General features: G+C 43.0%; 18 protein-coding genes and 1 tRNA gene. 6 read left to right on the top strand and 13 right to left on the bottom strand.

What is annotated here, in order from left to right; all coding sequences use genetic code 11:
* The first annotated feature begins 7 nt into the window (after window positions 1-7).
* Window positions 8-1,261, top strand: coding sequence for a CheR family methyltransferase (locus tag CHRO_RS09980; protein WP_015154080.1), 1,254 nt, complete (start codon window positions 8-10; stop codon window positions 1,259-1,261).
* Between the two features lie 383 nt (window positions 1,262-1,644).
* Here CHRO_RS09980 and CHRO_RS09975 read toward each other — a convergent pair whose 3' ends face one another.
* Window positions 1,645-2,136, bottom strand: a complete 492-nt coding sequence (locus CHRO_RS09975; protein WP_051033204.1) for a hypothetical protein — start codon at window positions 2,134-2,136, stop codon at window positions 1,645-1,647.
* 217 nt (window positions 2,137-2,353) lie between these two features.
* Window positions 2,354-2,424 (bottom strand) — tRNA-Gly (locus CHRO_RS09970).
* Window positions 2,425-2,690: 266 nt separating this feature from the next.
* Between CHRO_RS09970 and CHRO_RS09965 the strand changes: the two genes are divergently transcribed.
* Window positions 2,691-3,323, top strand: a complete 633-nt coding sequence (locus tag CHRO_RS09965) for a GNAT family N-acetyltransferase (protein ID WP_106166430.1) — start codon at window positions 2,691-2,693, stop codon at window positions 3,321-3,323.
* Window positions 3,324-3,790: 467 nt separating this feature from the next.
* Window positions 3,791-4,354, top strand: coding sequence for a hypothetical protein (locus CHRO_RS09960; RefSeq protein WP_015154078.1), 564 nt, complete (start codon window positions 3,791-3,793; stop codon window positions 4,352-4,354).
* A 95-nt stretch (window positions 4,355-4,449) separates the two neighbouring features.
* Here the strand turns inward: CHRO_RS09960 and CHRO_RS09955 are convergent, their stop codons facing one another.
* From CHRO_RS09955 to gorA, 5 genes are all read right to left on the bottom strand, one after another.
* On the bottom strand, window positions 4,450-5,595 hold the full coding sequence (locus CHRO_RS09955) for a histidinol-phosphate transaminase (RefSeq protein WP_015154077.1): 1,146 nt from the start codon (window positions 5,593-5,595) through the stop codon (window positions 4,450-4,452).
* On the bottom strand, window positions 5,595-6,242 hold the full coding sequence (locus tag CHRO_RS09950) for a YqiA/YcfP family alpha/beta fold hydrolase (RefSeq protein WP_015154076.1): 648 nt from the start codon (window positions 6,240-6,242) through the stop codon (window positions 5,595-5,597). The genes CHRO_RS09955 and CHRO_RS09950 overlap by 1 nt, the downstream gene beginning before the upstream one ends.
* A gap of 144 nt (window positions 6,243-6,386) precedes the next feature.
* Window positions 6,387-7,235, bottom strand: a complete 849-nt coding sequence (locus tag CHRO_RS09945) for a DUF4388 domain-containing protein (RefSeq protein ID WP_015154075.1) — start codon at window positions 7,233-7,235, stop codon at window positions 6,387-6,389.
* Window positions 7,236-7,538: 303 nt separating this feature from the next.
* Window positions 7,539-8,918: a glutathione-disulfide reductase gene (gene gor / locus CHRO_RS09940; RefSeq protein WP_015154074.1), complete on the bottom strand. Its 1,380-nt coding sequence runs from the start codon at window positions 8,916-8,918 to the stop codon at window positions 7,539-7,541.
* Window positions 8,919-9,076: 158 nt separating this feature from the next.
* On the bottom strand, window positions 9,077-10,426 hold the full coding sequence (gorA, locus tag CHRO_RS09935; RefSeq protein ID WP_015154073.1) for a glutathione-disulfide reductase: 1,350 nt from the start codon (window positions 10,424-10,426) through the stop codon (window positions 9,077-9,079).
* A 414-nt stretch (window positions 10,427-10,840) separates the two neighbouring features.
* On the opposite strand from gorA, the gene CHRO_RS09930 reads away from it, so the two are divergent.
* Together CHRO_RS09930 and CHRO_RS09925 are read left to right on the top strand one after the other, a co-directional pair.
* Window positions 10,841-12,643 (top strand): ABC transporter ATP-binding protein, encoded by a 1,803-nt coding sequence (locus CHRO_RS09930; protein WP_015154072.1) that lies wholly within the window; start codon window positions 10,841-10,843, stop codon window positions 12,641-12,643.
* 91 nt (window positions 12,644-12,734) lie between these two features.
* The gene (locus CHRO_RS09925; protein ID WP_041462987.1) at window positions 12,735-13,115 is read left to right on the top strand and encodes a DUF2237 family protein; all 381 of its coding nucleotides are present in this window, start codon (window positions 12,735-12,737) and stop codon (window positions 13,113-13,115) included.
* A 16-nt stretch (window positions 13,116-13,131) separates the two neighbouring features.
* Here the strand turns inward: CHRO_RS09925 and CHRO_RS09920 are convergent, their stop codons facing one another.
* The 4 genes from CHRO_RS09920 to CHRO_RS09905 all read right to left on the bottom strand — a co-directional run bounded on the left by CHRO_RS09920 (window position 13,132) and on the right by CHRO_RS09905 (window position 16,459).
* The gene (locus CHRO_RS09920; RefSeq protein ID WP_015154070.1) at window positions 13,132-13,872 is read right to left on the bottom strand and encodes a DUF4079 domain-containing protein; all 741 of its coding nucleotides are present in this window, start codon (window positions 13,870-13,872) and stop codon (window positions 13,132-13,134) included.
* Between the two features lie 206 nt (window positions 13,873-14,078).
* Entirely contained in the window at window positions 14,079-15,131 is a 1,053-nt protein-coding gene (locus CHRO_RS09915) for a DMT family transporter (RefSeq protein WP_015154069.1), read from the bottom strand.
* 40 nt (window positions 15,132-15,171) lie between these two features.
* Entirely contained in the window at window positions 15,172-15,555 is a 384-nt protein-coding gene (locus CHRO_RS09910; protein WP_015154068.1) for a hypothetical protein, read from the bottom strand.
* 154 nt (window positions 15,556-15,709) lie between these two features.
* Window positions 15,710-16,459 carry a DUF7482 domain-containing protein gene (locus CHRO_RS09905; RefSeq protein ID WP_015154067.1) on the bottom strand — a complete coding sequence of 250 codons (750 nt, stop codon included), beginning with the start codon at window positions 16,457-16,459 and terminating at the stop codon, window positions 15,710-15,712.
* A 289-nt stretch (window positions 16,460-16,748) separates the two neighbouring features.
* On the opposite strand from CHRO_RS09905, the gene CHRO_RS09900 reads away from it, so the two are divergent.
* On the top strand, window positions 16,749-19,022 hold the full coding sequence (locus tag CHRO_RS09900) for a glycosyltransferase family 2 protein (RefSeq protein ID WP_015154066.1): 2,274 nt from the start codon (window positions 16,749-16,751) through the stop codon (window positions 19,020-19,022).
* Window positions 19,023-19,101: 79 nt separating this feature from the next.
* Here the strand turns inward: CHRO_RS09900 and CHRO_RS09895 are convergent, their stop codons facing one another.
* Window positions 19,102-19,359, bottom strand: a complete 258-nt coding sequence (locus CHRO_RS09895) for a hypothetical protein (RefSeq protein ID WP_015154065.1) — start codon at window positions 19,357-19,359, stop codon at window positions 19,102-19,104.
* Between the two features lie 140 nt (window positions 19,360-19,499).
* Window positions 19,500-20,186, bottom strand: coding sequence for an iron-sulfur cluster biosynthesis transcriptional regulator SufR (gene sufR / locus CHRO_RS09890; protein WP_015154064.1), 687 nt, complete (start codon window positions 20,184-20,186; stop codon window positions 19,500-19,502).
* Between the last annotated feature and the right edge of the window lie 10 nt (window positions 20,187-20,196).

Below are 20,196 nucleotides of genomic sequence, written 5' to 3'. Positions count from 1 at the left end.
CCTTTCGATGAATCTGCTCCCAGCCGAGCCAGAATTTGAAGCCTTATTAGACTACCTCAAGCACAATCGCGGCTGTGACTTGACGGGCTATAAACGCTCTAGTTTGGTGCGACGATTTCGGCAGCGAATGCAGAGCATCAACATTGGTAGCTATCAAGACTACTTACAGTATTTGCAAAGCCACGACTCTGAGTGGAGGGCGCTGTTAGATACCGTTCTGATTAATGTCACTAGTTTCTTTCGCGATCGCGACGCTTGGGACTACTTAGCAAGCAACATCATCCCCAAAATCATCGCCAGCGTTCAGCCTGATGAACCAATTCGAGTTTGGAGTGCGGGTTGTGCTGCTGGACAGGAAGTGTATAGCCTACTGATGTTGTTTGCCGAAGCTTTAGGGATCGAAGCTTGTTTGCAGCGAGTCCAATTTTATGCCACAGACGTGGATGAAGCTGCGATTGGACAAGCGCGTCTTGCCACTTATGACTCCAAACAAGTTACATCAATTCCTCCCCAACTGCTGGAGAAATACTTTGAGCCAACTCTTGATGGTTATGTGTTTCACCGACAAATGCGCCGCCAGATCGTCTTCGGTCATCACCACCTGGCTAAAAATGCGCCGATGTCCAAAATCGATCTCTTATCGTGTCGTAATGTACTAATCTATTTCACCCCAGAGACACAAGCATCGATCTTTGTTCGCTTCCACTTTGCGCTGAAAAACACTGGTTTTCTCTTCCTGGGTAATTCAGAAACATTAGTCAACCACAGACAAATTTTTACGTCTATCAGTTTAAAGCATCACGTTTATGCAAAAGGGCTAAATCTGGAACTGAATGACCACCTATTAATTAACCCCAAATCTAGTAAAGAGCAAGTCATTGATACAACGACCAGCCAAATTCAATTTTGGCAAACTGCTTACGAAACAAGTCATGAGGCTCAACTAGCAGTAGACAATCGTGGTTGTCTAGTCGCTTCCAACAACCAGGCAAATATCCTATTCGGATTAACCTTAAACGATTGGCATCGTCCCTTTGAAGAACTCGAACCTGGAAAGTTGCTGGGTTCTCAGACTTCGCTTCAAACATTTTATCGGAATCGTCGTCGAGTCACTTTGAAAAACATCGAGTGGAACACTTCAAAAGGTACAAGTTACTTTGATATTTACATCGTTCCCGTTTTCAGTCAAAAACAGCATTTGCTCGGAGTCAATTTGACATTTATCAATACTGGCTCGTTAACAACTAGCTCAAGAGGTTGAAAAATAAAAAAAGGAAATACCCCATAAAACAGTGAAGTGGCTCCCAATGGTTAGACAATTTGAGGGGATAGTTAAGCTCTAACCCAATGGTAAGCACTCGCTCCATCAAACAAGTTCAAGAGATTTCAAACTTTTCCAATAAACAGTATTAGGAGTTTGATAATCTAATGCTTGACAAAATCTTCGATCGTTATACCAATAAAATCATTTTTTGACCTCAAATTTTAAATGTTTTCCATCACGAAAATCCAACAAGTAAATTAATTCATACTTGAGCAAGCGCCATAAACGTTCAATAAATATATGCTCATGACATCTTCCTCTGCCATCCATACTAATTTTGACATCAACTGCTTTCAAGCATTGGGTAAAGTCAATTTACTTCAATTGACTACCTTGGTCGCCTCGATGATTGCCTGCTCGAAACTGATAGACCTAAAATCATTGCTAACGTGTTTCCATTGAAGTGCGATCGCTTCACTGGGACGGCAACCAGTCAGAAACAAAAACTCAAGATATGTTTTGTCATGACTGTGCTTAAAAGCTGAATGCTTTTTACAGAAAGTGTTATTGGCGATCGCATCAATGATGGTATCCCGTTCTATCACTGCGAACGGGTAAATGTCTTCGTCTTCCGTACTCTGCTGAGATTTTGGTGGTTTAATTTCACTTGCCATCCCAATAAATGGATTTTCAGAAATCAAACCCGACTGCATCGCCCATTTACAGCAGGCATTGAGTCTAACGAGAAACCGCTTACATGACTCAATCGGAAATGTTTTGAGCGCATAATCTCTAATCTCACTAGCTTTGCTGAGATCGCGAGTAGGTAGTTTGTATAGATACGTTGTAAATTGTCCGTAAGCAAAGAGCATTGTATTTTCCGAGCATTGTGGGCTTTTATACTCCACGAACGATTTGATTTGCTCTCATCTGCACTAGCAAGCGTGTTGCTGGCGTATCAACGCCAATAATTTACCCCAACTTTACCCCAATTTTTAACACGAAATTAGAACTTTTGTACTATTTTCTCGCATAGCATGAAACTGCAAAACCCCTGAAGCTCAACGATTTCAGGGGTTTTAATCAAAAAGCGGGCAGCGAGAATCGAACTCGCATCAATAGCTTGGAAGGCTATGGTTTTACCACTAAACTATGCCCGCACGCCGTTGACGATACAAGATGTCGCTACTGGACAACTCAATTAGAATAACATAGATTTTATTGAGTTTGCACGCAGTTACTCAGCAATCGGGAAGTAGGGAGTGGTGAAGTGGCTAGCGCTCGTGACTTTTTGTGCTGACCTCTGATTTCCGAGCGGTCTTCCATAAGCTATTCTGGTCTTAGCTGTAGCGATCGTTTAGGATATTTGGCAGTGGGCAGCTTATATGTTTCAAAATCTTCCTCTTTGACTCCATCTAATTTTCAAGTGCCGACATCGCAACCAGGCGATCGCAACTTCCACTGGCAAGTTCGTCCTGCCAGACTGGAAGATGTGTCAAGTGTGGCAGAAGTTCTAGCAGACAGTTTTCACTCTCGCGAAGGATTTTTTGGTTGGACTTACCCGTTGTTGAGAGTGGGTATTTATGAAGACATTCGCCATCGCATTCATGCTACTGCCCCGCATCACGTCTGTCTAGTCGCAGTGGAAAAAACTGCACAAAACGAAAATACAGGTATGTATTCCCATGACAGTACGTTGGGTATAGCTGGAACAGTAGAACTGGCATTACGTACAATCCCGCTTGGAACCACTTGCAGCTTTACTTCCTATCGCCAAGGCTATCAATATCCCTATCTTTCAAATCTAGCGGTTCATACAACTCGTCGCCGCCAAGGAATAGCCGGGAAATTACTGCTTAGCTGCGAACAAGTTGCTAAATCTTGGGGTTTTGACGATCTATTTCTCCATGTCTTAGAAAATAATCATCAAGCACGACAACTCTATCTAAAATTGGGATATCAGTTAGAACAAATTGATACAAGTTGGAGTCATTGGCTATTTAAACAACCTCGGCAGATGCTATTACACAAGCACCTCAAATCCAGCAATAGTAATTGAATGCGATTTTGGTACTGACAGCTAGATCGAAAACTTGACACTGGAATGACGATCTCTGACCTTGAGCGGTGCAAAGCTGTCTATCCCTTTCAGGTCGCTCTATCGATCCCACCGCTAGCAAAAAGGATACAAATTGTAACTGCTGCCAAATAATTAAGTAAACGTTAAAATATTCAAGCAATACGGTATTAATTATTGCTTAAATAGATATTAGCCTCTTCTCAGCCTATAAGATTTATGAATTTAATCTTTATTAAGGCTTTAAACTTACCTCATAGTTACTTTATATCAGCCTTTGCTAGATCAAATAGAATATGAAGCAAAATGGGTAACCAAAGACAAAAATCGCGTTTTTGTTTGCTCTGTCGTCATGTTTTAGATTGAAGGGAAGGCAAAGCAGTTGGATTTGACTCCTAGCTACTCTTTATACTTACAAACCCACAGAAAACTTATCTTGAGTAGGAAAAATGGATAGTAGAATCCAATCGTATTACCAACCTGCTCTACTACTAGCCCAAACCCCTTGTAGCAGTATCGGCATTACCGATTCCTGTGGTTCTAGCAGCATGACACATATTAACGAAAGTCAGAATGCTTCAGAAATTCTACAGCTGCTGCACAACGGGCAAGTACTGATGGTCAACAGTCGCCGCAGAAATGGCTTGATCGTGATCAAGCGCTTTCATGCAGAATTTGCCGGACCTGGAGCCGCAGTGGGGGGTTTTTACGATCGCGATTGTCAAGCAGCAATACCAGTCGGGAATCTTTCTTTAGTTACGCCTGAATCCCATGAAGACTGTCAGAAAGCTTACTTAATCCGACGGCAGTGGATTCGGTTGATGAAGCAAATTACCGAGAAGACAGTTCCCCAGCAACGAGTGCAAAAAATTCTCGAACAATTTGAACAGTATTTTGACACGGAAACTGTAAATCGTGTTTCAGACGAGGCTTTTGCCCTGCTAGTTGGCATTCTGCCCCAAACTGTTGCTATGGTACGCCGACCCAGTAGCATTGAGCGCCGCCGAATTTAGGATGCGGAGTTGAGGGGTTAAGACAAGACAAGGGAGACAAGGGAGACAAGGGAGACAAGGGGGACAAGGGGGACAAGGAAGCAATTCTGGTTCCATCAGCCACTCAGAACTGATAAAAGTCTCTCTAAAGTACGAGCATTTTCCTCTGGTGTGCCGATAGTAATTCGCAAGCCGTTGCTAATCTGTCTGACTAACGTACCGCTAGCTTGTAACTGTTGATGTAACTTGTTAAGGGAATCGGTTTCTAGGGCGATCGCATCCTGCTGTAACTGAATAAAAATAAAATTAGCCATACTTGGATAGACTTTGAACTGAGGGCAAGCGGTTAAAACCTGCATTAGCTTGCTTCTTTCAGATAAAATTTGGGGAATTGCGGTCAATAAGGTGTGACGATACTGAAGAGCAATCGCGGCTGCTGCTTGAGAATATGTAGGTAAATTATAAGGGAGACGAATTTTTTCCAAAGTCATAATTAATTCTGGATGCCCGATCGCATAGCCTACCCGATGTGCTGCCAAGCGAAAAGCTTTGGAAAATGTCCGCAGTACAATCCAATTCGAGCGGTGCAATAATTCGCTGGCAACAGTTGTTTGACTAAACTCGAAATAAGCTTCGTCAATGACGACTAAAATCTCCTGTGGCAAACTACGCAACCACTCCAATTCCGCTGTAGTTAAAGCATTAGCTGTAGGTGAATTGGGATGGACGACAAACACAACGCGGATGGGAGGATTTTGCTCGTTCGCGATCGCCAATTTTGCCGCAGTTAGATCGATCTCGAAGTTGTCGGGGTTTCGCGCCACAGCGATCGCAGGAATACCCAAAGTTTGAGCTAAAATTCCATACATCGAAAACGTAGGATTGGCAACTAAAATCGCTCCTTCTCCCTGCAAGCAAGTTGCAATCAACAAAGAACGAATCAGTTCGTCCGAACCATTACCGACAGAAATATTGGCGCTGGTAAAACCAGCATCAGCTAGTACCGCTGACTCATTGACATATTGGGCGATCGCGCTTTTGAGCTGAGCGTGTTCTCCATCAGGATAGCGGTTGCTCTCTAGTGCGTGCTGATACATCCAGGCAAGCTTTTCTTTCAACTCCTGGGGTAGATCGAACGGACTTTCATTTGTATCTAAGCGATCGAGCGCAATTGACGACTCAACAGCTTTTCCAGATGGACTATTGGGATGGGGTTTGTAAGCTGTGAACCGAGCCAGGTCTGAGCGGATGAATGGCAGCATTACTTGCCTGATAACTGACAGAAAGCTTTAATTATATCCCAAATCTCAGGCAGGACATTAGCTAAAGCGTGGTCGCTATCTAGCTCAATTAATTGTACCCAAGGGCGGTGACGCGCAAAATCACGGCTGGATTGCACTGGAATCACTTCATCGTGAATTCCGTGAAGAATAAGAGTGGGGAGAGGGCGGGATAGTTCTGTTTCTCGATACTGGGCGGCATCGAGGACGAAATCATAATCTAGGGGTAGCAAGCAGTTTTCGCCGTAGTGATAGGTCTGTAGATACCTATCTGTCTGCCATTGCTGAAGCTGTGCCGTGCCTAATCGCGGCAGCCAGTGGGTGAGAAATTCAAATGCAGGTGCGAGTAATACTAACCGTTGAATTTGTTGGTAATTCTGCCCCAACCAAGCTGCGGTTAGCCCACCTAAACTAGAACCAACAACTGTGACAGATGTAGGAAGTGGTGGTAACAGAGTACCAACTTGATGTAACTGCCGCGTGATTGTTAAATGTGAAAAATCGCCCTGATTGAGATCGGGAACGCATAAAGATAGACCGATTTGGGCAAAGCGATCGCATAGATAGACAGCCTTAGCTGACTGAGGGCTAGAGGCAAAACCATGTAAATAAATGAATTTGCTGCTCAAGTGTCAATTTGTTGTTCAAGCGGTTGACAGTTGACAGTTAATATGCTGTTCGCAGATAACTAACAAAACATGAATCTTCTTACCCATAAATTTAACGCTTTAACGTTAATAAATTCATCTTGACAAATGCATGTTGAACCAGCATCAGACAATTTTAGTATTGAGTAAGTTGACTAAATTCTTGACTAGCGAAGGATTAGCTACCGCAGCACCATTCGCTCCTACACCGCTCTCAGTCACTATTTCTTCAGTTGTCTCCCCAGACATGAGAGAGGTAGAGACAGAGCCTAATAACCCAACGACCTTCATCCGAAAAGCGATTTGTTGGATGGATTCTAATGGTTGTTGCAACTGCTTGGCGATCGCTTCAATTGAAGTTTTACCATTAACGAGTTCCCATACTTGCCTTTCTTGGGCATCGAGTTGGAATCGTGGCTTAGCAACAACATTCTTATTTAAAATGTCAGATGGGGTTGGCAGTTTTGCCGTAAATGGCTTCCAGTCTCGCAATACCCGCAAACCTAATAAAGTTGCCTCTGCTACTGGTAAGCTCAAACCCGTCATTTCGATTTTCGGTAAAGTCGCTTGCGAATTAAAGCTAAAATGACCCCGCGATAATTTAAATAAAGCGCAGACAGGCTGAATGACTTGAGCGTGAAACAAAACCTGTAATTGTTCGGCATTCAACTGTCCATTGGTTTTCAACTCAACTCCCAGAGGATGTTCTATGCCATTTGGCTCAGACAAGATATTGAGTAATTCTGGTGCAATCCAGCCCCGCTTATCGATCATTGAGAGCAAGTGCTGGTTATCGAGTTGCTCGACTATTGCAACAATACCACCTGCTTGAAACCAGAGATAGCAGCTTTTTCCTAGTTGAGAGTCGTCACTTGGTTCAGGCTGAAGCGAGAGCAAGCCCGTTTGGTGAAATTGCTCGATGAAATGAAAAATATTCAGTAAGGAAAATTCTAATAATTGTCCGGTAATTTCCATAATTGGCTGTTCTCGATTTGATTCCCACCCTTGCCAAGTCTTGTGATGTTATTTACATCTTCACTGCTATGAATGCTGCTAGATAAAAAGAGCTAAAACTTTTATCTAAAAATAGTACAAGCCATTTATAACAACTGTAGTTGTCGAAAATATCCGTGAAATTATTGATATTTGCGATCGCGCTTGGCAGGCTTACGCAGATTGTCCACAATAATATGGCAAAAAAAACAAGCTAGCCGTAATGTGACTAGCTACGAATAAAAGTAGAAATGAATTCGACGGAAACAGGGAGTAGTCTTACCATCAACGCATAGTGACGAATTCTTCAGCGGTAGAAGGATGAATGCCAACAGTAGCATCGAAATCTTTTTTGGTTGCGCCCATAGTTACGGCGATCGCCACTCCTTGAATAATTTCCGCCGAGTATTCTCCTACCATATGCGCTCCCAAGACTCGTTCGGTCTGAGCATCGACAACTAATTTCATCAGCGTCTTATCAGCAGCACCAGTCAAGCTGTGAAATAGGGGACGAAAACGGGCGCGATAGATTTTGACTCCATCTTCACTCAGTTGGGCGATCGCGTCATCTTCTGTCATGCCGACAGTGGCGGCTTCGGGAGTAGAAAATACGGCTGAAGCGACGATTTCATGGTTAAAAGCGCGGCGTAGATTACCAAATTCTGTATCCGCGAAAGCACGACCTTCACCAATGGCGACAGGAGTGAGGTTAATCCGGTCGGTACAATCACCGACAGCAAAGATGTGTGGCTGTGAAGTTTGACTAAATTCGTTCACCGCGATCGCCTTAGTGGTACTGTAGCCTGGACCTTCTAGGGAACTGGGAACTAAATCTATACCTGCATTTTCTAAGCCAAGTCCTTCAACATAAGGAGTACGACCAGTTGCAGCTAAAACCACATCGGCAACAACTGGTTCTCGATCTTGGTCAGAGAGTGTTAGCTTTAATCCTTTGGGGACGCGATCGATCGCCTTGACAACATTATCAGTGATGACTTGAATTCCGTGATGAATCATGCCTTGCTGAATTTCATTACGGATGTCGCGATCGAATCCTCGTAAAATCAAATCTTTGCGAATAATTTGGGTAACTTCGCAACCCAGACCGCGCATAATACAGGCAAATTCCACCCCAATGTAACCAGCTCCAATAATCGCTATGTGTTTGGGTTTTTCGGGCAGGTGAAACATTTCATTCGAGGTAATGACATGTTCCATACCCGGAATGTCTGGTTTAATCGGACGACCGCCAACGGCAATTAAGATTTTTTCAGCCGTGACTTTGCGCCCATCTACTTCGATCGTGTGGGGATCTATCAAAGCGGCGCGACTGGGAATTAACTCGACTCCAGCTTTTGCTAAAAAGTTGATATGCAACTGAGAAAGACGGTTCACTTCGTTATCAATAACAGTGATGAAGTGTTGCCAATCTAAACTCGTCTCGCCAACGTGCCAGCCATAACCCGCAGCATCGTGAAACAAAGCCGGAAAGCGAGAACCGTAAACCATGAGTTTTTTCGGAATACAGCCTCGGACGACACAAGTACCACCAACGAGACTTTCTTCTGCGATCGCTACTTTTGCACCGTAGCTAGCTGCCCGTTTAGAAGCTGCTAGCCCTCCAGATCCAGCGCCAATAACAAATAAATCGTAGTCGAATGTCATGAGTCAATATGTTCCTATGGTAGTTGGTAGTTGGTAGTTGGCAGTTGGTAGAAAAATTATCTATCACCTATCAACTGATTTGGTCGCGATCTTCAAGTTTGTGGTGAGATATGTTGGAATAGGAGGGGATTTAACAGGCGTACTGTACGGGTTTAAATTTAATCTAACAAGAAGAATTCCTCTCCGGTGGTTGGATGGATGCCAAGGTTTGCGTCAATATCTTGTTTAGCAATGCCTTTTTGGATCGCAACTGCCAGACTTTGAATAATCTCAGCAGCATTTTCGCCTACCATATGAGCGCCTAACACGCGATCGCTGCGCCGATCTACTACTAATTTCATCATCGCTTGCTCGGAGCGATCTGTCATGCTGTAAAACAGGGGTTCAAATTGGGTGCGGTAGCATTGCACGGCATCGCCGAATTTTTCCCGTGCTTGCGCTTCTGTCAATCCTACAGCAGCAGCTTCAGGACGGGCAACGACAGCGGTAGGAACGAGAGTGTAATCAATTTGTGGCGATTGCTGGTCAAAAATTGTTCGCGCTACTGCCCGACCTTCTGTTCGGGCAACTGGAGTCAATTGCTTGCGATTGGTACAATCACCTACAGCAAAGATATGCGCTTGGTTCGTGCGACTATAAGCATCAACCGCGATCGCGCCTTTTTCATCCAATTCTACCCCAGCATTTTCTAAACCTAGATTTTCAGTGTTGGGGCTTCTGCCTGTGGCAAAGAGTACGGTGTCGGCTGTGACGATCTGAGGATCGTTGCCTTCTAAAACAACCTGCAATCCTGTAGCATCTTGTTTGATTTCTTTTGCCGTTGTGTTGCCGAGAAATTGAATTCCTCTTTGACTCAATCCCTGCTGTACGGCAGTACGAACATCGTCATCAAATCCCGATAAAATTGTTTGATCGCGATCCATTAATGTCACTTCAACGCCGAAGGCATTCATCATGCTAGAGAACTCCACGCCAATATATCCGCCACCAACAATTGCTAAACGTTGTGGTAGTTGAGGAAGTTCAAACATTTGACGGGATGTAATTGCATATTCGATCCCTGGAATTTTTGATGGTTTAATGGATTTGCCACCCACGGCAACGATAATTTTGTCAGCCGTGACTTTGCGTCCGTCGATTTTTACGGTGTGTGGATCGATAAAAGTTGCTTGACCTCGAATGACATCAATTCCTGCCTGTTGAAACTTGTTTAAAAAAGACTGGCGGCGCTGTTCGAGCTGTTGATGGACGGAGGCGATAAAATACGACCAGTCAAACTGACGATCGCATTTACTCCAGCCGTAACTTGCAGCTGCGCGATCGTGTAAGGCAAAATCAGCAGCGTAGACGATAAACTTTTTAGGGATACAACCACGATTGACACAAGTACCACCAACTGCCTCTCGTTCGGCAATTCCAACGCGGACATCGTAAGTTTTAGCTTGTCTTGCAGCGGCTACTCCCCCAGGACCAGCGCCAATGATAAACAAGTCATAATCGAAAGCCATAGTGAATTTGAGGAAAAATTTAAGCACAAAGCTCTAAACTTATCGGATTCTCTGTTTTATTTCCTCTCTCTGCGGTCTGCTTTTTCTTCCGCTACCCGCATGACAGATTTGCCACAACCGTAGTTACAAGCGGTAGAAACAGCAATTGCTCAACTATCAAGCGATCGCATCTCTCATATCTTATCCCACGAACCCCTGTGGAGTCTAAGTAGCGATCGCCTAAAATCTCAGTATAACAGTAAAGTGACTTTTCGGCATATTTAAGCATTTTTACGTAAACTCACTATTTTGATATATTTGTTTTTACATAAACCAAACAAAATTTAAAGATTGAGTAAAATTACAAATTGTTGAGTAGCCTTTTTAACTTACTTAAACTACGATTGTGGCTGACTATAGCTAACTTATCTCTACATGATCGGCTACTTATCTAAGTTTTTTTATATCCTTGCAGGCAAGAGAAGACAACTATTTTTCCTAATATTCTTCTTTCTCTTGACTTCTCTGATGGAAGCAATAGGAATTGGACTAGTTGGACCATTTATTGCCTTGGCAAGTAATCCGCAGGCAATCTATCAAAATTCCTGGCTGCATTGGTTTTATACTCAGTCTGGATTTCAAAACGACAAACAATTTTTATATTTACTGAGTGCAGCAACTATCGGAATTTTATACTTCAAGTCTGTCCTAAGCTTTTACGGTCAGAAATATGTGTTCAAATTTTCCTTCAAGCAGCAAGGTGAACTCTCAGCCAAGTTACTCCACTCCTATTTAGCAGCACCCTACACTTTTCATTTGAATCGCAATTCAGCCTTATTAATTCAGAATGTTATCAACGAAACCGATAAATTCTGCACTCATTTTATGCTGCCTTTCCTTACATCTTTAGCCAATATCACTGTGATATTGGCTTTGATTTTTTTGCTATCAAAAACGAACTTAATAGCAACACTAAGCGTAGCAGCAATTCTTTTACCAGCCTTTGGGTTAATTTACTTTTTTAGATATAAAATTTCGCAATGGGGACAAGAAGCTTCGGAATCTAATACAGAAATGATTCGGATTATCAATCATGGACTAGGAGGACTAAAAGAGACACGCATTATTGGCTGTGAATCTTATTTTGAGAATCAAATGAAAGCCCAGATTGATAAATTTGCTTTTGCACTTAGCTCCTTTCAAGCATTCTCAATTTTACCGCGCATCTTACTAGAAGCTATTCTAGTAACTTTTTTAGTTGGATTTACAATTATATTTTTACTGTCCAATCAGAATGCAGAAAACTTAACTTCTGTTTTGGGTGTGTTTGCAATGGCTTCAATTCGCCTGCTGCCATCAGTAAGTAATACAATCTATGCTTTTGGCATCATGAGAAATAGTACTTATTCAGTTGATAAAGTTTATTACGATTTAAAAGAAATAGAAAATCTAGAAGTCGAGCGGGGTCAAAAAATACTAGACGAGCGAAGCTTACGTAAGTTATTTGATTCAAAAAGCTATAGCAAATGCTGTCTGCCATTCGAGCAAGAAATTATTTTAGACAAAATTACTTATCGCTATCCTAGCGCCACAGAAACCAATCTCAAAGAAATTTCTTTACACATCAAGAAAGGTCAGTCTATTGGGATAATTGGTAAATCTGGAGCAGGTAAGACAACATTAATTGATGTCATCTTGGGACTTTTAGCACCGGAAACAGGAAATATTAGAGTTGATGGTAAAACAATTTACAACGATCTGCGCTCCTGGCAAAATTTAATTGGCTACATTCCGCAATCTATTTTTCTGATAGACGACACAATTGAGAAAAATATTACTTTTGGTGTTCCAGACGATCTGATTGACAAGCCAAGATTAGAGAAAGCCATTCAGTCGGCTCAGTTAGAGGAATTGATCGAGCAACTTCCCGATGGAATCAATACAGTTGTTGGCGAACGGGGAGTACGCCTCTCGGGAGGACAACGCCAGCGAATCGGAATTGCTCGCGTCCTCTATCACGAACGGGAGATTTTGGTGCTAGATGAAGCGACTGCTGCACTGGATAACGAAACTGAAAGTCTTGTCAGCGAGGCTATTCGCTCTCTCAGCGGGACTAAAACCATGATTATCATAGCTCACCGTCTTTCTACTCTCGAACATTGCGATCGCGTCTACTCGATTGAAAAAGGTCGAGTCGTTAAATCGGGTAGTTATCAAGAAGTTGTTGCGTGCGTGTAGATTCTGAAAAGAGCTAGCGATCGAGCATTTGTCTTAAAATAGGAGATCTTTATAAAGCAAATAAAGAGAGACTCTTGGAGAGATGACGATCGTGGCACAGGCTAGAAATGTTCTCGGTAGCGAACTGAAAACTTGTTGCAGCGCTCCTATGACTGGGTATTACCGCGACGGTAAATGTAATACTGGTGCAGGCGATTATGGAGCGCATGTCGTTTGCGCAGAACTAACGGCAGATTTCTTGAATTTTACCAAGTCGCGGGGAAACGATCTCAGCACACCCGTACCTGAGTTTAACTTTCCTGGCTTAAAACCAGGCGATCGCTGGTGCTTGTGCGCTTCTCGTTGGAAAGAAGCTCTAGATGCTGGTGTCGCACCGCCCATAATTTTACAGTCAACTCACGCATCGGCACTAGAATACGTTTCTCTGAGCGAACTCAGGCAACACGCTCTCGATCGCGATACAACTGAATAAAACGTCAATCTATTCTCTACTCTTTTGCAGTGCGCCACTCACCAGTCATAGAAGTTGGGGTAGGACAAGTCTTTTGATTAAAATCACACTTGTAGATGAATGGTTCCTGCCAGTGTAAAGGAATTTCTAGTAAGTCCCGCACCCCAGTCATTCCCTGTCCGACAAAGAGTAATAGGGCGATCGAATTTAAAATAGCATGGACGATCCGCCAGCGATGGGAGCGATCCTGATAGATATCTTGCATAATCGCTAAGGAAAAAATCATCAGCATTGCTGCCGTCAATCCGATATAGAAATGAGATACAAACCATTCGTTATCACGACGGAAGACACCTTCTTGGAAACCCAGAATCACTAAACCCATTCCTGTCAAAGTGGCAAACACTCCCCGCCAAAGTTTTTGTTTGGCTTGATAAAGCAACACCAAAGAGGCGATGGTTGCACCAAACATCAAGGTGATAAAGATAACTTGAAAAGGGTTTTTACTCCAGACTTGGTTAGTTGCAATGTGGTAAAAAATGGGACGGGCAAGCCCTACAAGTGCTAATCCTACTACGCCTCCAGCCAACCACTTGCCAAATTTATTATGTTCCACGCCAACTGTCGGGGGAATTTTACTTTTCTCACCCCCTTTAGCTTGCAATCGGCGCTGGCGTGTCTGCCATGCGAAGTTAGCCACGATCCCAATCAAAGGGAAGATGAAAGTAACGGCGATCGCGGGATGCAAAAGTCTCCAAGCATCGAGTAAGTCTACCATACAAAACCTCTGCAACAATAATGGGTTTAATCTGCTAGTCCACTAAATTACGTAAATTTCAATTTATCTGGATGCTGGTGGCAACAGGCAATGAGTTAAATTTACAACAACCTTCTCTAAATCAGAAGTACGCAGATGGTTGCTAGTTACCACCCCCTCAGTTGTGCGATCGCTTCAAGAATTCGACGTTCTCAGCCAGCATTGACTTATATCCCTTTAAATCCCATATTACTTTCGATTTCTTGCTGTTTTTGAATCGAAGCGTTCCGTGTAGCAGCACGAATTGATGCTTTTTGCCGGATGCCGATTTGACTTAGAAAAACTCCCATAACTATGACACTGCCACCCATATACTGCGCCAGTGTTGGAACTTCTCCTAAAATGAAATAAGCTGCGAGAATCCCTGCAATGGGAGTAAAAGAGCTGACTAAAGAAGCTTCAGATATAGAGGTAGCTCTTAAACCAGTAATCCAGAAAGTCTGACCGAGTACGACAATAATAGAACCATAAACTAACATCCATTCCCACAAGAAAGGAGAAAATACATCCATAAAATGTCCTCTGCCGTAGAGTAGTAAAGCAGCGAAAAAGAAAATAACTGTTCCCCAAGCGGTGCGAAAAATGCTGTAAATTCCTAAAGAAACCCGAGAGAGGGTTAGCTTACCAAGAATTGTGGCTGTTGCTAAAGCTACGGCAGCAGCAATAGTGAAAATTTCACCCATGCCTAGCATTAAGCTTATATTATTTACTCCTTGTAGAATTGGAAACAAAAAAATAATCGAAATTACTCCCGTAAAGGCAATAGATGCACCCAAAATTTCCCAAAAATTAACTCTTTCAGACAATAGCCAGACAGACAATAGCAAAGTTAAGGGTGGCTCTAATCTTCCCAAAAACACTACAGTATTGACATTAGTAACAGCTAGTGCCTGAAAAATTAAACTCGGCGCGATCGCTCCTGCTAAAGTTGATACGACTATCAATCCCAACCACTCTCGTCGAGAAAGTCGCTTTAACATAGCTGGTTGGATTTGCCGTCGATAAATAATTAGCAGTACCAACAAAGCGCAGAGATTGCCAACAAATAAAACATTGCACAGAGAAATGGGATTGCGATCGTTCTGAAAATGTCTCGCACCAATTTCGGTCAGCTTGCGCGTGACTGAGTTAGCTGCACCAAAAATAGAAATAGCTAGCCATAGATAAATCTGTGGCTTAACTTTAAAAAGTAATAATCGGCATATCCCAATCTGTAACAAAGCTTTTCCTCATGCGATCGCGACTAGAATGACTTGACTATTACTTCACTTCACTCGGCTCAAACTTCGTCACTCTGCCTTTTCTCAATGCCACGACCACATCGTAGGTAGCACAGTAAGCAAATGTATAATCGTTAGCTTTGTTATACAGCAGTACGACCATACCCGCACCACCAGGCTGCACCGCTACTGGCAGCAGATCGCCAAAGAAATAGCGCCGCAGTTCGTCACCACCACCTAGCTGACCTTTGTGCGCGGTTATCAATTCAATTTTCTTTTGGATCGGTATATCAGTTGGACCTTTCATTTGCATCTCTTGGGCAGACGCTTGACCTGACTGAGGATCGATCGCTCTCAGTGGTACATCTGTAACCGTCACTAACCCGACTAAAGCAAAGCCCGCTAAAACAGACGTAAGTTTCACTTGATTCACTCCTAAGAATTTGAGAATAAACAAAAATTCGATAATTTCAGCATCTATCGCTTACCTAAGTTACGACTGATGAATTTATGAGTTTTTCCTGAGAAAAACGTAAGAATTAGCTCTTAATTCGGCTTTGAGTTCGTGCGTCGAGAAATTACAATAGGCGAAATACGATCGGGCAGTTGTTGATGATGCCTGTCGAGCCAAACTCGAAACCATTAGGACCAGTGAGGAAACTAGATTCAACTAGACCTAAGATGTGAAATTCTTCGCGTAGCTGGGTGCGATCGCCATTATTTACTGCATCCTGCGTCCACTCGTAAAGGTTGATATCCCAAAGTGGGCTATAGTCATTCGCGATCGTCGGGATACCACCCAAAACATTGTTGGGGCGATAGCCATCAGTTAAAGCTGCATACAGCCTTTGGTGTTGTGGATTTTTACAACCATTTTGCGACAGTCCATTTATGGCAATAAAAATCCGCTCGACAGCACTACTAAAACTATCGTCGCCACCTACTTTTATCTTCTGTAATACTGGAGCAGAAGTTACACCTTCGATCGCAGCCACCGTTGGATCGCTGGAATCCATTGAAACGTACCAAACTGGACGACCGAAACTGAAACCGTTGACCAAGTTGAAGGTGACAGTCATTTTCTCAGTATCGATCGCCACGACCTCGTCGTGTACTAGCTTGTAGTCGGGGTTGCCAGTAGGAAAATTAATTTTGTAGCAATTCTCGATTGCGTGCGTGACATTTGTAGGGGCGCTTTCTCTGTGCGCCCCAGAGAGAGCGTGTATTTTACCCAATTGAAAACTGCTATCAGCCGATCCTCGATCGCGATCGAGTTTGAGATGATTTTTGATACAGCGTAATTTGCTACTGTTGTTGCGATAGGGCATCTAGGGGCGATTGGACAATATAACTACCCATGAGGGAACTTCAGCTATTGCTCTACGGTCATAGAACTATCTGAATATCTGTTTTAGTCTTCTTCTATGGCAATACATCGCGTTATTGCTAGCAGATTTCTATTGGGACAGTTAGGAGCAAACAAAATTTCAACTACTAGCTAAAAGTTGACATAATAAACGATAATAAAAATTATAATTATTTTACAATTGTGTTACCTAACATGGATTGCTAACAACAATCCAGTGTATTTGTTAGGAAAATTATTGGGTAGTAGGAATGACAGTTTCTCAGATTAAAAGTCAGGGGATAGAGCAGAGAGAACTCAGGCGCGTGAGGCGATCGCGTCTCGCTACGCTAGTTATGCTGAGTATCGTGGCATTTTCTAGCCTGATAGTTGGGGGATGGTTTGCCGGAGAAGGCAGAATTACTTCGATTTTTTTACAAATACAAAATTTTCAGAATAATCCTCCTTTTTGGTTAGAAGTACCAACGTTGTCAGGAGGATATTTACTAGCTCCCACAATTGTTTTACTACTAATTGTGATGCTAGTCATGCGAATTTCTCCCCAACCGAAACGATGGTCGCGGCAAATTGTAGTAGCAATATTACTGCTTTTGACTATTCGTTATATTATTTGGCGATCGCTAACTACGCTCAATCTTGCTACTCCCCTTAATGGTGTGTTTAGTCTGGGATTATTGTTCTTAGAGTTTCTGGTGTTAACTAGCAGTACAATTCAATTATTTTTAATGTTGAATGTCAAAGACCGCAGCCGCGAAGCCGACCGCTTTGCTGTAGCCGTGCTTGACGGTAGTTTTACCCCAAATGTTGATATTTTAATTCCTACTTATAACGAGCCTACTTTTATCCTCAAACGGACTATTATCGGTTGCCAAGCACTGGAATATTCACATAAAAAAATTTACTTACTTGATGATACGCACCGAGCAGAAGTTAAAGATTTAGCTATAGAATTGGGTTGTAAATACTTAACTCGTCCCGATAACAAGCACGCTAAAGCAGGTAATTTAAACCACGCGATTGCCAAAACGCAAGGTGAGTTAGTCGTTATTTTTGATGCAGATTTTGTCCCAACCAGAAATTTTCTAAATCGAACTGTTGGCTTTTTTCAAAACGAAAAAATTGCTTTAGTTCAAACACCTCAAAGTTTTTATAACGCCGATCCAATCGCCCGTAATTTAGGGCTGGAAGATGCAGTTACTCCTGAAGAAGAAGTTTTTTATCGTCAAATTCAGCCCATTAGAGATGGAGCTGATAGCGTTATTTGTGCTGGTACTTCTTTTGTCGTCAGACGCAAAGCACTACAAGCTGCTGGCGGTTTTGTCACAGATTCTTTGAGTGAAGATTACTTTACTGGAATTCGTTTATCGGCGCAGGGTTATCGATTAATTTATTTAGATGAAAAACTAAGTGCAGGTTTAGCAGCCGAAAACATCGCTGCTCATGCTACACAGCGGATCAGATGGGCGCAAGGGACGTTACAAGCATTTTTTATCGACGCAAACCCTTTAACTATCGAAGGATTGCGACCTTTACAAAGAATTGCACATTTAGAAGGATTATTGCATTGGTTCACTAGTATTTCCCGGGTTGGATTTTTAGTTATGCCACTTGCCTATTCATTTTTAGGAGTGATTCCACTCAGGGCAACGGCAACTGAATTATTATTTTTCTTTTTGCCTTACTATTTAGTTCAAATCTCAGTCTTTGCTTGGTTAAATCACCGCTCTCGCTCGGCTTTACTATCAGATATATACTCTTTGGTTTTATGTTTTCCCTTGGCTTTGACAGTAATTCAAGTCATGTTAAGACCGTTCGCCAAAGGATTTAAAGTTACTCCAAAAGGACAACAACGCGATCGCTTTTCATTTAATTGGAAACTAGCTTCACCTTTAATTATTTTGTTTGCGATCACAGCTATTAGTCTGTGGCGCAACTTAGGAATGTCTATGGCGAAAGCAGAATGGGCAACAACAGTACCATTAGAAATTGCTCAACAGATTCGAGGTATTGGTTTGGGTTGGCTGTGGAGTGGCTACAACTTAATTATGTTGGGTATTGCAATTTTAATTCTGCTCGACGCTCCCAAACCAGATGTTTACGATTGGTTTGCTCTCCGGCGAACAGTAAGGTGCAATATTCAAGGGGAAAATTATTGGGGAGTCACGACGATGATTTCTGAAGTTGGAGCGGAAATTGCTCTGACACAAAAAGCAGTTATTTCAGCCGAGGAAATGCAGCCACTCACGTTAGAAATTATGGAAGAAGGAGTAGAGTTAACTGGTCAAGTGATTCGGACTGGATTTCAAAATGAATTTCCTACAGTCAGGGTTATGTTTCAGCAACTCAGTCTCAGTCAACATCGCTGCTTAGTGGAAATGTTATTTTGTCGCCCCGGACAATGGAAGCGCCACAACACGCCAGGGGAATTCAAATCGATTTTACTGATTTTGAAAATTCTATTCCGACCGCGAATCATATTCGATCGCAATATAGATGTCAATGCGACCGCAGTGTCTCAAGGGTAAAAGAGTTATTGGTCATTCGTCATTCGTCATTTGTCGCGCACCACTCTCCACTGATAACTGATAACCGATAACTGAATAGCTACCATTTCAGAAAAGCCGCCTCAAGTCCTTGTTCGCGTCTAATCTTGCCATCTTTCTCAAACCAGGCTACCACTTGCTCTGCGGTTAAATCTTCCATCTTTACGCCGTAGTCTTCGGCTATATGTTTCAACAGCCGTAGCGATGAAACTGTCAGTCTGGTTAAAAACTTTTCTGGAGAAGAAAGCAAGGCTGCATCTACCTTGGCTGACTCTTCCGCCGAGAGAAATTGCATTGAAGGTTGCATGTTATTTGTCATTGGTCATTGGTCATTTGTACGGACGGGTTCACTCAAAAAATCAACTTCGACTACAATTTTTGGTATTTCCCGACAATTTTTGTACGAGCGGGTTTACCAAACAACTCTGGCTCCGACAAGGATTTCGGGTGAACCCGCCCCTACAGCTTTCCCCTTTCTCCCGTGCTTCGTACTAAATACCCACATCGGTGTTCGCCGTCAATAATCCAGTGGGTACGCTCAACTTGACAATCAGGTAAAACTGTGGCGAACATTTCTAATTCGTGTCCGCAGACTACAGGGAAGGATTCAGCAACGTTGGCAATGGCGCAATTATGTTCGGTAATGATAAATCCTCTAGCTGAATTCTCTTCGTTGACAAAATACCATTCTGCCATGTAACCTTCAGCTTTCCTCAATTCTACCAAGTTGGCGACTCGCTCTTGCAGCGAACCCTCGCCGACGCGATCGCGGTATTCTAGAGCTTTACGCTCCCATTGCATTCGTAAAATCGTCCCCATTTGTTCTCGCCCCACTGTTTGGGCGAGGGTATCGAGCAGGGAAACGGCAAATTGTCCGTGACTGTCTCCCCCTCCATCATTAATAGTACGACGCAGGCGATCGCGCCCGCGATCGCTTAGTTTATATACGTGCTGCGGTCGCCCCATGCCCAGATGAACTGCTTGATATACAATGAGTTCCTCTGCTTCTAAATCCTTTAAATGGCGACGAATCGCTTGTGGACTGACATCAAGCTCTGTGGCTAGCTCCTGCGCCGTGGCTTGCCCCTGCTTCATTAAATATTGCAGAATGTCCTGCTTGGTCGAGGGCTGCTGCGTTGTCACCATTGTCATTCCA

Origin of the sequence: Chroococcidiopsis thermalis PCC 7203, assembly GCF_000317125.1 — a bacterium.
In the GTDB taxonomy this organism is placed as follows: Bacteria; Cyanobacteriota; Cyanobacteriia; order Cyanobacteriales; family Chroococcidiopsidaceae; genus Chroococcidiopsis; species Chroococcidiopsis thermalis.
This window is presented reverse-complemented; position numbering and strand designations above follow the sequence as displayed.